Origin of the sequence: Microbacterium sp. (genome assembly GCF_044508325.1) — a bacterium.
In the GTDB taxonomy this organism is placed as follows: Bacteria; Actinomycetota; Actinomycetes; order Actinomycetales; family Microbacteriaceae; genus Microbacterium.
On the sequence record NZ_JBIQHX010000038.1, the window covers coordinates 1 to 12,204 of the forward strand.

The 12,204-nt window shown below is 70.4% G+C and carries 8 protein-coding genes; 3 read left to right on the forward strand and 5 right to left on the reverse strand.

Annotated features, from left to right (window positions below):
* Positions 1–49 precede the first annotated feature (49 nt).
* Positions 50–1,465 carry a hypothetical protein gene (locus tag ACIWQI_RS15880; RefSeq protein ID WP_396658903.1) on the reverse strand — a complete coding sequence of 472 codons (1,416 nt, stop codon included), beginning with the start codon at positions 1,463–1,465 and terminating at the stop codon, positions 50–52.
* Positions 1,466–1,671: 206 nt separating this feature from the next.
* Between ACIWQI_RS15880 and ACIWQI_RS15885 the strand changes: the two genes are divergently transcribed.
* Both ACIWQI_RS15885 and ACIWQI_RS15890 read left to right on the forward strand, forming a co-directional pair.
* On the forward strand, positions 1,672–2,604 hold the full coding sequence (locus ACIWQI_RS15885; RefSeq protein ID WP_396658904.1) for a cyclase family protein: 933 nt from the start codon (positions 1,672–1,674) through the stop codon (positions 2,602–2,604).
* A gap of 159 nt (positions 2,605–2,763) precedes the next feature.
* A complete protein-coding gene (locus ACIWQI_RS15890; protein WP_396658905.1) occupies positions 2,764–4,467 on the forward strand; it encodes a substrate-binding domain-containing protein in 1,704 nt (567 codons plus the stop codon).
* 31 nt (positions 4,468–4,498) lie between these two features.
* On the opposite strand, the gene ACIWQI_RS15895 is transcribed toward ACIWQI_RS15890, so the two are convergent.
* Both ACIWQI_RS15895 and ACIWQI_RS15900 read right to left on the reverse strand, forming a co-directional pair.
* Positions 4,499–5,020 (reverse strand): methyltransferase family protein, encoded by a 522-nt coding sequence (locus tag ACIWQI_RS15895; protein ID WP_396658907.1) that lies wholly within the window; start codon positions 5,018–5,020, stop codon positions 4,499–4,501.
* Positions 5,017–5,640: a hypothetical protein gene (locus tag ACIWQI_RS15900; protein ID WP_396658909.1), complete on the reverse strand. Its 624-nt coding sequence runs from the start codon at positions 5,638–5,640 to the stop codon at positions 5,017–5,019. Before ACIWQI_RS15900 ends, ACIWQI_RS15895 begins: the two co-directional genes overlap by 4 nt.
* Before the next feature lie 203 nt (positions 5,641–5,843).
* Between ACIWQI_RS15900 and ACIWQI_RS15905 the strand changes: the two genes are divergently transcribed.
* Positions 5,844–6,323, forward strand: coding sequence for an SRPBCC family protein (locus ACIWQI_RS15905; protein ID WP_396658911.1), 480 nt, complete (start codon positions 5,844–5,846; stop codon positions 6,321–6,323).
* Between the two features lie 7 nt (positions 6,324–6,330).
* Here the strand turns inward: ACIWQI_RS15905 and ACIWQI_RS15910 are convergent, their stop codons facing one another.
* The gene (locus ACIWQI_RS15910) at positions 6,331–9,702 is read right to left on the reverse strand and encodes a hypothetical protein (RefSeq protein ID WP_396658912.1); all 3,372 of its coding nucleotides are present in this window, start codon (positions 9,700–9,702) and stop codon (positions 6,331–6,333) included.
* Positions 9,699–10,358 carry a hypothetical protein gene (locus ACIWQI_RS15915; protein WP_396658914.1) on the reverse strand — a complete coding sequence of 220 codons (660 nt, stop codon included), beginning with the start codon at positions 10,356–10,358 and terminating at the stop codon, positions 9,699–9,701. Before ACIWQI_RS15915 ends, ACIWQI_RS15910 begins: the two co-directional genes overlap by 4 nt.
* Between the last annotated feature and the right edge of the window lie 1,846 nt (positions 10,359–12,204).

The window sequence follows — 12,204 nt, forward strand, 5'->3', positions numbered from 1 at the left end:
GGCGAACGCGTACTCCAGGCGGTGCGGATTCCAGGCCGCGGGCACGGACTCACCGTCGACGAGGTACGAGCACGCGCACGAGATGGCGGGGGCCCGGGACCCAGAAGTGGAACGTGGCCTCGGGGTCCTTGAGCTCCTGGCCGGTGGCCAGCAGCGGGTCGAGCGCGGCGCGGGTGGCCGGCGCCAGCGCCGCCGTCGTGCCGATCTTCTCGATCGTGTCGAGGAGCATCTCGTTCTTGGGCGCCGGGGCGCCGGTGGTGTGCGTGAACGCAGCCGGGTCGTTGCCCCACATCTGCATGACGGTGAACGCGATGTACCCGTTCTGCAGGACGTCGTGGCCGAACGGCGCATTGATCGCCCGGTCGCGCCAGCTCGCCGAGATCATCCAGTCGTCGGTCACCTCGTGGTCGTCGAACATCATGTAGGTCGCGCAGTTGGCCAGCACCCGCGCCACGCGCGGCACGGCCGCGGCGAACACCTGCGCACGCTCGACGGACTTCTCGTAACCCTGCTCGTGCTCGTCCCGCCAGTCCGCGAGACTGCCGGCGACCGCCTCCCAGTCGAAGAGGTGGTTGGCCTCGACATGGGGGGATGCCGTGAAGACATCGTCGGCGTCCGCGAGCGGCTGCCACACGCGTGGGCTCCACACGAGGAGGTACATCGCGAGGAACTCGCCCAGCGACAGCAGGTGGCTCTCGCCGTCGGTCGTCGTGAACCGGCCGATCTCGCGGACGAGCCGCTTGCGCCGCAGAGCCGGGAACTGCTCGATCTCCACCGGCACGTCGCGCGAGTCCACGGGAAGCGTCTCGGTGAACCCGAGCAGCTCGCGGCCGAGCTCGTTGAGCTGCGGCAGGAGGCATCCGGCCAGGTCGTCGGCGTAGATCTGGTCGCCGGTGAGGAACAGCTGCTGCGGCCGCTCGGCGACGTTCGCGCGGCGCGTCCTGATGATGTCGTCCAGGTAGGCGAGCGCGTCAGGACCGGGCGCGTTGGTGCGCCGGCACGAGGCGTGTGCGATGCACAGCTCGCCGATGGTGGGCGGCACCGTGACGAACGTGGGCAGCCGATCGGGCTCGTAGCCCAGAGCGAGGTGGAGCGGCGCATCGGGGTGGACACCGGCGAGGCGGGCGCCGGCCCGCTCGTCTTCCAGCAGCCCGAGATCGCGCAGACCCACCCCGTCGATCAGCAGGTCGTAGCTGTACACCGCCCCCGGCACGAACGGGAGCTGGTCGGCCTCGGCGGTCACGACCGAGACGAACAGGTTCCGCCCCATCGCTCGCGGGGTGGCCGACCCGGTGGCGATCCGGTCGGCGCCCGAGTCGACGGCACCGGGGCCCGTCGAGATCTGCGGCTCCCGCCACACCGCGAGCTCGACAGGCCTGCTCTCGCGCAGCGCGACCCACACCGAGACCGCGTCGTCTGCGACCCGTCGTACGATCGGCCCTGCCAGGACCAAGGGGAGATCCACCGGCGAATCACCCCATCCCGTCGTCGTGATGGTGGCCAGGGTCCGGACGCCCCGAATCCGCCCGGACGATGGCGATGCTGGTGTCAGAATCCTCCTCACCGGAAGGGGTGTCAAGACCGCGCAGGATTCCTGCCGCATGACCGCGATCTTCTGCCGATCTCCCGCCCGAATCGGACGGACCGGCGCGGCGATCCTAGGCTGACCGCATGCCGAGCACCGTTGCGCAGTACCGCGCCCACTTCGATTTCGACCTCCGCTTCGCCAACGGCGGCGGGCTCTCCGGCACCGGCTTCCGGCTCGACCTGCCCACCGCGGCCGCGACCGAAGACGAGATCGCCCGGCTGCTGATCGCCCATCTCGGCCTTGCCCTGGTCGACGAGGTCGATCTGCGCGGCGTGCGCCTCGTCGAAGAGCCGCACCGGGGCAGCCGCGGCGTCGCGCCGGCGCCGCTCGATGAGCGCCCCGCGACCCGCGTGGTCGACCTCAGCCATCCGATCCGGGCAGGGCTGGTGACCTACCCCGGCCTGCCGGCGCCGACGATCACCCCGCACCTCACCCGCGAGGACTCGCGGGCACGGTACTCGCCGGGCACGGAGTTCGCGATGGACGTCATCCACATGGTCGGAAACACCGGCACCTACATCGATTCGCCGTTCCACCGCTACGCCGACGGCAGCGACCTCGCCGGCCTCGAGCTGTCGACGCTGGTGGGCCTGCGCGCAGAGGTCTTCCACCTGGAGGACGCGTGGGATGCCTCGCGTCGCGGCATCCGTCCTGAGACCCTCGCCGATCGCGACGTGCGCGGGGCGGCCGTGCTCCTTCACACGGGCTGGGACCGCTGGTTCGGGCGGCCTGAGTACGGGGCCGGCGCGCCGTTTCTCGCCGGCGAGGCCGCGCGGTGGCTCGTCGACGCCGGCGCCGTGCTCGTCGGCATCGACTCGCTGAACATCGACGACACCGAGTCGGGCGGCGAGCGGCCCGCGCACTCGTCCCTGCTGGGGGCGGGCGTCCACGTCGTGGAGCACCTGACGAACCTCGGCGAGCTGCCGCCCCGGGGCGCCCGGTTCACCGCGGCCCCGCCCGCGGTCGAGGGCTTCGGCACGTTCCCGGTGCGCGCGTTCGCCGAGGTGCCCGACTGAGTCCACGCGCCCACCCGCACCGGTGACGGCGGGGCGCGACTTTCCGGTCCGCGCGGCATGTCGCCTAGACTCACTGGACTGTCCCCCCGCGTACGACGCCGTGTCCGCCGGATTCGGCGTCGTGCCCCGCAAGCAGGCCGCCGCCTGCCCTACTCCGGAGTGCATGTGGTTCGAGCGCAGCCGAACACGCCCACTGAAGACAACCTCCCCACGCGCGCAGAGGTGCGCGCCGCGCAGCGCCGCAGGCGCTCGCTGATCCTTCTCGGCGTGATCGTGGCCCTCGCAGTCGCGCTCGCGGCCGTGCTGGGCGTCATCTTCTGGCGCATGGCTGCCGGCGAGACCGGGCAGGCGTCGGCGGGCGAGTGTCTGCCGTCGGGTCTTCGCATCACCGCGGACCCCGCGGTCGCGCCGGCGCTCGAGGCGGTCGTCGGCGACCTCACGGGAACGCGCACCGATTGTCCGGAGGTGACGATCCGCGCCGAGGACAGTGCGATCACCGCGGCGGCGCTTGCGGGCGGGTCGTCGCCGGACTTCGACGTCTGGCTGCCCGACTCCGCGATGTGGCCTGCGCAGGCGGCCGGCCAGGCGGAGCTCGCCGGAACACCCGCCGCAGACCTCGTCGTGGGCGCTCCCGTGGCAAGCACCCCGATCGTCTTCGCGGCGACGCCCTCGACGGCGACCGCTCTCCAGGCCGAGGGAGTCGGCTTCGCGAGCCTGGCGGAGCGCTCCGTCGCCGCCGTGCTGCCCGACCCGGCGACGGAGGCCGCGAGCTCCGCCGCGCTGCTGGCGCTGCAGACCGCCGTGGGCGGCGACGCTCGGGCGTTCACCGCCCTCGTGCTCGGCCTCGACGCGGGAGTGGTCCCCACCGCCGCCGATGCGCTCGCGGCGGCGTCTGCCGCCGAGAGCCCCACGATCGCCGTCACCACCGAGCAGGCGGTGCTCGAGCACGGCGACGACGCCGCGAACGCCCTGGTGCCGATCCAGCCCGCGGATCTGAAGCCCGCGGTGGGAGTGCCCCTCGTCACGCTCGCCGACGCACCCGAAGACACGGTCAGCGCCGCGGACGCGCTCGCCGCCGCCGTGCGCGGCGCGAGCGATCGGCTCGCCGAGCACGGTCTGCGCGACGCGAACGGCGCCGTGCCCACGCCGACAGCGACCGACGCAGCGGACTCCCCCGCGCCGGATGAGCCCGCCGACGGGACCGATCAGGCCGAGGTGCTGCGCACCTGGCAGGTGCTGACCGCGCCGTCCCGGATGCTCTCCCTCAACGACGTCTCGGGCTCGATGTTCCAGCCCGCGACCGCCGACATGCGCCGCATCGATCTGTTCGAGAAGGCCGCCGTGCGCGCGATCGAGTCGATGTCGCCCGAGTCGTCGCTGGCCACCTGGGTGTTCTCCAGCCGCAGGATCGGCGGGCAGGACTGGCAGGAGGTCGTCCCGTTCGGCAAGCTCGGCGACCCCGAGCACAAGCAGCGCACGATCGACACGGCGAACGCGCTCGACACGCTCGTCGGGGGCGGCACAGGCCTCTATGACAGCGTGCTCGCGGCGGTGAGCTACATGCGCGAGACGTACGTCCCGGGCGAGATCAACCTCGTGCTGCTCAACACCGACGGGATCAACGAGGAGGACGACGGTCTGGATCTTCCCGGGCTGCTCGCCGAACTCGAGAAGCTGCGTGACCCGGCGAGGCCCGTCGCGGTGATCGCGATCGGCTACGGGCCCGACACCGATCAGGACGTCCTCGAGCAGATCGCCGCCGCCACCGACGGCGCGGCGTACCAGGCGCTCGAGCCGACCGACATCGGCACGGTGCTCGTCGATGCGACCACCCAGCGCGGCTGCCGCCCCAACTGCGGCTGACCGCCCACCGGTCGAGTGACCCGGCGCGTGCTCAGCGCTCGGGTCCGCCACGCCACGGGGTGAGCCGCGGCCACCATCCGGGGACGTTGCGCCGATACTCCAGGTACTGCTCGCCATAGGTGCGAGTGAGAGTGGGCTCTTCGTACGCCTTCACGAACGAGACGACCGCGGCAAGGGCGACGGCCGCGTAGAGCACGAGCCACCAGCTGCCGAACAGCAGCGCCTGACCCAGGATCGTGGCCAGCACAGCGACGTACATCGGGTTGCGCACGAACCGGTACACGCCCGTCACGACGAGCGTCTGCGTGGGCGCGAGGGGAGCGGGCGTGCCGCCGTGCGCGGCGAACAGCTCGAAGGCGTACAGGAGGAACGCGGCGCCCGAGGCGATCACGAGCCACGCGACAGGCAGGATCAGCCATGCCAGCCCGCCCCAGTCGTGCGGGCGCCAGCCGGTGATGAGCCACGGGACGAGCCCCGCGACGACGCCCGGTGCGAGCAGAAGGAACACGATCGTCCCGATCCACGCTCGTGCCGATGATGTGGAGCCGGTCACACGCGCACCCCCTGGCCCCATCGGGCGGCACCGGCGAGCCACATGACTCCCACGGTGATCCAGATGCCGCCGCTCGCAGCACCAGCGGAGATGTTGACGGCGGGCGAGCCCGTCCCGGCGACGAGCACCGCGCCGGAGGCGAGGGCGAGGAGCGTGATCTGGGCGATCAGCAATGCCCCCGCCACTCGACGGGCCGCCGGTGCCAGCCACTCCTCGCGCACCGCCGCCCGCGCGGCCACCCATCCCCAGATCGCGACCAGGATCGTCCCGGGCAGCCAGTTGGCCAGGGGCAGGAAGACCTCCACCAGTCCCGCGATGCGGAGAAGGGCGATCAACGCCGCGGTGCCCAGGGCGAGGGCGGTCAGCGCCGCGAACACCCAGGCGCCGAGCGAGCGGACCGCCGCGCAGACCAGTGACAGCGCGCCCAGGATCGGGATGAGTGCGACGGTGAAGGTCATCTCCCAGATGCGCCCGAGAACGCCGAGAATGCGGGTCAGGCCATCGGCGCCTTCGACGGCGGCGATGATCGCGAGCACGCCCAGCCCCACGAGCGCGGCCCCGCCGATCGCGAGGGACAGGCGCAGGACGCCGGTCCTGCGGGATCCAGCGCGAGGGCCCATCTTGTCAACCCCGCGAGCGGGCCCGTCCGGTGGCGCGAGTCATGGCGCAAGGGTATCGGCCGCGCCCCGCGCGGTCACGTGCGCGCCACGACGTGCCGGAGCAGGTGGTGTCAAGCCCTTTCACTCCCGGCGCCCTGCCACTTCAGTGGACAGCAGCGACCAACCGGCATCCCGCGTACGCGGCCCATCGACGAGGAGCTCCCATGGCCAGGAACGTCCGCAGAATACAGTGTGGTCCGGAAGCCGTCTTCGACGTGATCGGCGATGGCTGGCTCTACCCGGCCTGGGTCGTCGGTGCGTCGCGGATGCGTGAGGTCGACCGCTCGTGGCCGCAGCCCGGCTCGCGTCTGCACCACTCGGTCGGCGTATGGCCTTTGCTGATCAACGACAGCACCAGCTGCACCGAGTGGGACCCGCCCCGCCGTGCGGTGCTCACCGCGCGAGGCTGGCCTCTCGGTGAGGCGCGGGTGACGATCGACGTGAAGCCCCAGGGCGATGGATGCCTCGTGAAGATCCAGGAGGAGGCGGTGAGCGGGCCCGCGGTGCTCGTGAGTCCTCTCATCGACCTGCTCCTGCTCTGGCGCAACGCGGAGACACTGCATCGCCTCGCCTATCTCGCGGAAGGGATCGGCCCCCGCCGCCACAGCACGGCCCAGCAGGAGGACCCCGAGACGGCAAGGTAGCCGAGGGCTACCCGCAGGGCGGCTGGAACTCGTCCATCGTCAGGCTCGCAGGCGTCACGGACCCGCCGCCGGGGATGTGCGTGACCGTGAACGTCGCCGCCTCACCCGACTGCAAGGTCACTTCCGAGATGGAGATCCCCATCCAGGTGGGCAGCGGCTCGATCAGTTTCAGATCCATGTACGTCCGCTCCTCGTCGGCCTGCCACTCCATGGCGTGGTGAGCCTCGTAGTCCCACGGCAGGCTCGCCCCTCCGCTGAGCTCCAATGTGAACGTCATCCCCGCGGGGAACACTTCACGATCCGGCGAACCATCCGCGAGGCTCACTTGGAAGCTCGCGTGCCACCCCTCGACGGCATCGTCGCCCTCGCCCAGCCACACCGCGCAGCTCGTGCCCGTCAGAAGCAGCTCCATGGGCTCTCCACCGGGGTGGTCCAGCACCGGCCCCGGCCAGCCCGGCCAGTCATGCGTCGGGAAACCCGGTTTCGGCATCGGTCCGGGGTACGGGTCCGTCGGGAACCCGGTCTCCTCCGGATCGGGGAACAGGTCGGCGAAGTCGTACTCCCACTCCCAGATCGTCCACGCGAGGGTGTTGCTCAGCAGAGCGGTGTTGACCAGCTCGTACCCGATGATGGGGACCTCCAGCACGAACTTCAGCTGCTGCGTGCTCTTGAGGAACACCTTCACCTCGACGACCGGAAGCGGTTTCGAAGCCTCCGACGTGGTCTCCATCGAGACGCCGAGCTCCATGCTGACCCCGATCGAGGTGCCGATCGTGTCCCACAGCTTGAGTTTGAGGCTGACCGACGGGCCCGCGCTCGCTTCGAACGCACCGGTGATGCCGAGGGCGGCCTCGGGTTTGAAGGGCTTCTCGGTGATCTTCGGCCGGGAGTCGACCGGGACGTTCTTGCCGTCCTTGTAGCTGACCCCGTGCTTCTGCTTCCGTTGGAAGCCCGACTCCACGGTCAGTTCGACCTCGGCATACACCTTCACCTGAGCTTTGAAGCCGATGTCGATCGTCCCTGTGATCACCACCGGGATCGGCCCGAGCGCGAAGGTGATCGGCGGGGCGAGCGTGATCGTGCCGAGCTTCGGGTTCCACGCCGGCGGGCTCCAGGAGGCCTTGCCGGTGAGCGTGATGCTGCCTTCGACCTTGACGTCCGTCTCGGCCAGGGCGGTGAACTCGGTCAGCGACGGGTAGGGGATGAAGCCCCACCACTTGATCTCGGCCTTGATGGTCACCGTGAGCGACGCCTTGAGCGCACCCGAGATCGAGGTCGCGAAGTCGAAGCCGGCGATCGTGTCCTCGAACTCCTCCTCGAAGGTCCACCCCGCAGACAGACCGCCCTTCGTGGTGTTGTCGGCCATCGGCGCGATCATGCGCGACGCCATGGCCGCAGGCGTCGGGTGCGGCTCGGGGATGACCTCTTCGCCCTCGGGCTCGATGGGGTCGCCCGGGAAGGGCGCGATGTCGAGCTCGTCGAGCGGAACCTGACGCCACTCGGAGGTCGTGACCACGCCGTCCGGCACCTGCTCCGGCTCATCCATGTGGACGATCGTCTCGATCTCGGTGGGCGGTGCGTCGGGGTCGAGAGCGAAGTCGACCTGCAGGAAGACGTCCTCGAGCGTGGCCGGAGACGTGGTCACGAGCCAGCCTTCGTCCGTCGCCTCGACGGCGACGACACGGCGCAGGAATCCCTCGGGCGCGCCTTCGCTCACGTCGGAGACGATCACCTGCCCGGGCGCGATACCCGGATCGGTGGCGAACAGCACGCTGTCGGCGGAGACGGCGAGCGTGCGGACGGGATGCTGCGCATCGCCGATCACGACGGTCTCCGGTGTCGTCACGACATCGTCGGGCGCCGGCAGGATGATCTCGCCCGCCCAGGTGGCCGTGACGCGCTCGCCGCTGCGGCCCACGAGCACGAAGTCGAACTCCCAGCGCCCAGACTCCGGCACGGCCGTGGAGAACCTCCACTGGATGGTGTCACCGTCGATCCGCGCCGCGGCGGTTCCCAGCGGGGTGTCCCCACGCCAGACCTCGATGCGCTGCGGCGCGATGTCGGCGGGGCCCGCGGTGCCGGCGAACTCGATCCACAGGTGGGCGGAGGCATCCACCGAGTCGGTCGCCGGGCTCGTCACGGTGATCGTGGGCGCAGGCGCCGCAGGGGCGTCGGGTCCGAGGATCGCGCCCAGCTCGAGGATCGTGACCGAGCTCTCGCCGCGGCGGAGCGTCAGCACCGGATCGTCGGTGAGGATGAGGGCGAGCTGAGACTGCGCACCGGCGGCGTCGTCGACGACCATGCCGCGCGCCCGGCCGGAGTAGGCGCTGCCCAGCTCGAGCAGGGTGAGGTCGACGGCAGGGGTCGCCTCCACGAGTGCGAGCACGTACGCCGCGCCGGGCGCCGTGCGGGGCTCGATCGGCTCCGGCCGGGCATCGGTGACGGTGGTGGACGTGGACGCCGCGGCCTCTGCGGGCCAATAGGCGCCGTCACGGTTGAGGTCGCGCATCACGGTTCCCGTGCGGATGCCCGGGTGGGGGGCGGGCCCGTCAGCCCCGGGGTTGTGCAGGTACTCCTCGGCTTCGGCGACGTACCCGCGCACGTCGATGCGCACGTGCGCGGCACCCGTGGCATCCAGGTCGATGTCACCGGCGGGCGAGGGCGTGACGACGGTGGTGATCATCGTCGTTCCCGCCGGCACCGACAGGCGCTGTCCGTCGAGCACCACGTCAGTGGCGGACTCGGCGACGACCGTCGCGGTCACATGGGCGGCGCGGATGCCGGAGCCCGGCACCCCGCCGAGCCCGGTGAGGCCGACGGCGATCGTGCCGTCGCGGAGCGTGGCCGCGTCGAGCTCGGCGCGCATCACCGGCGCTGCGAGCGCCACCGTCTGCCCGGGCGTCGCGGTGTCGCCGTCGAAGAGGGCGAGCACCTCCACGCGCAGATCGGCATCGCCGGTCGCACGCGCGGTGAACGTGCCATCGCTCAGCGGAACGAGCAGCGTCGTCGATGCCGACGCGGCTTTCGCGACGGTGAGGGCGGGAGCACCCGCCACGACGACATCGATGGGTTCGGCCGGCTGGAACACCGACAGCCGGACGAGGGCCGAGTGCGCCGCCGCCGGCGAGGCGGTGCCGCTCGACGACGTCAGATCGATGACGATGTCGGTGTCCGCGGTCAGTGCGTCCCCCCGCCCGGCGACGGAGTCGACAGCGGCGATCGTCGCCGGCACCGCGGGCAGGATCGCAGGCGCGGCATCGGTGAACGGGTCATCGGCTGCGTAGGCGGGGACGGTCGCGGCGACCCCGAGGCCGACGGTGAGGGCCACGGTGGTCAGGGCGGCGAGAAGGCGGCGCGAAGGCCGGAAGCGGTGCATCATCGACTGCTCCTCTCCCCGATGGCGGCGGCCCCGACGGCGGCGGCTCCGACGCCACGTACCGTGCGGCGGGCGACGAGCGCGACGCCGAGCGCAAGGGCCAATGCGGCGACGAGGGCGGTCCATCCGGCCATGCCGGCATCCGACCCGGTGGTCGCCAGCGCACCGCCCTCGTCACCTCCCCCCGCCGGGCCGCCGGCCGTCAGGCCCGGAGTCGCGGATGCGCTGGGAACGGGCGTCGCGGATGCACCCGGATCCGGAGTCGGTGTTCCGCCGCCCGGATCGGCGGTGACGGTGATGCGCTCGTGCTGAGAGTGCAGAATCGTGCCGTCGGCATCGATGACGGTGAGGGCGATGTCCGGAGTGGACGCCACCCGGACCGCCACCGCGACCTCCTGCGCGGCGCCGCTCGCGGGCACCACGAGTGTGACGCCGAGCGGGGTGGCGACGGGAATGCGCTCGGCGCCATCGACCTCGATCACGACGTCCGCCGCGCTGAGGCCGGGACTTTCGACCTCCACCAACAGCTCCGCCGCGGTGGCGTGCGCGGGCAGCGCGTAGCGCACGAACCCGTCGGACTCCGTCGCGGCCCCGGCTGTCCCCGGCATCCCCATGACGAACAGCACGACAGCGGCCACCGCGGCCAGTGCACGACGCATCCGGTCTCCCTTCGCACGCGTGCACGCGCACGCCCTCCAGACCGTAGCCACTGGTCACGCGCGTTCGCGTCAGGGTTTTCCCTAAGTCACGGGGGCATCCGATGAGATAGACCAGTCCACGGCCGTCAGCAGCCAGCAGCTCTACGAACTCCTGCGCCCGCCCGAGGTAGCCGAGAACGCAGCGAAGCTCGTCCTCGTCGTCGGCTCTGCGGCTTCGCCACGCTCGATGTGGCGACGCTCATGGCCGCGTGTGGCTCCATGCCCCACGCGTCGGCTTGCGGGTCGCTGGAGAGGATGCCGTGCGGGTCATCGACAGCCTGCTCAGCGAGGTAGGCGTCGAACGCGTACGGAGCAGCTCGGGGGATTAATCACGCGCCGCTTCCGTGGCGCGTCGATCAGCGGGGTGCGGACGGTTTGTCGGCGAACTCGCGATGCGGAGACGGAGGGATTTGAATTCGCGCTGATGGCAACGGAGACGAGCCAGAACCGCATGAATCCGCGGGTTCTGTGCCACGAGGCACCGTCCCAATCAGGATGATGCCACCCTGCGGTGAGAGACCGAGGGATTCGCGCTGCCGGTCTCCAAACGCGGCGCGTTCAAGGGCAACGGTCGCGAGCTCGATGGTGAGCAAATCGCTCGGCGATCGCGATTGAAGCTTCGCGTATTGCTCGAACTAGCGGATGTGGCCGACATGGCAGAGATGGCATACTTCGTGGCAGACGCGCGTAGAAATAGGTCTTGACCATGGATTTATGTGGCGGAGACGGAGGGATTTGAACCCTCGGTCCCCTTGCGGGGACTCCACCTTAGCAGGGTCGCTGGGCGCCGATCACAGGCGAAGCCACGCTGCCATTCGGTCAGTCAATCACGCCAGACACCACATCATCCGCGATGCCCAGTCCGCTCCGAGTCCGCACGATGTGGTCGTAGCTGTGGAGTTCACGTGCGAGCTCGTCGTTGGACTGCGCCGCCAGCCATGCGCGCGGTTCCCACGCCGCACGCTCGAGCCGCACCTTAGTGCGCTCTGCGAACGCTAGCGAGAAGAGCGGGCATGTAGAGTCGGCTTGTGGGAGGCGACCCAGATCGTAACGGAGTACCCACCGGTCGCGCCGGCCATCGCGAGCTCATCGCCCATGATGTAGCTCGAACCGGTGCCTTCGGGTCCTCCCACACCTGGACATCGGTGAACCCAGACGCCAGGAACTGCTGATACAGCGCGCGCACTCTCGCGTGCTCGTCCTCGATGCCCACGTTCCGGCCCGTATCGCCTGACCGATGGCCTTCGCGGTGGCGATGATCTGGTTGCAGTTTGGACCGCCCCTTCCGCTAGCATCAGCCTCAAGACGATGGATCTCGGATTGGGGAATTATGGCTCTAGTGGCGTGCCGTGAGTGCGGGGCTGAGGTTTCAGATTCGGCGCCCAACTGTCCGCGGTGCGGAGTGGCGGCACCGGCGGGCACAGCAACCCTGGTGTTCCATCGACCAGGACTGGGTAACAGCGCAATTGGCCTGGAGGTCTTCGTTGACGGCCAGCCGTATGGGAGCCTCCGCGGTCTGGGCGGCAAGCTCGCTGTAGATGTCGCTCCCGGCAACCACCACGTTGAACTGCGGACGAGCCAGGGCAAGTCGGGGGTCGGTACGGTCCGGGTCGGCTCAGGCGAGACTGTCGTTACGGTCAAGCTGAGCATGATGGGTAGCCCAAAGATCGTCTGACCGGGTTCGGCGAGGTATCGCGACGCCGAGCGATCCGCAACGGGCTTACTTGGAGTCGTGGGCTCGGCGCTACCACAGGGCTTGTCAAGTTCTCTGTGTAAGCGGCTCGGTCGGGGTTGTTCAGAGGTAGGG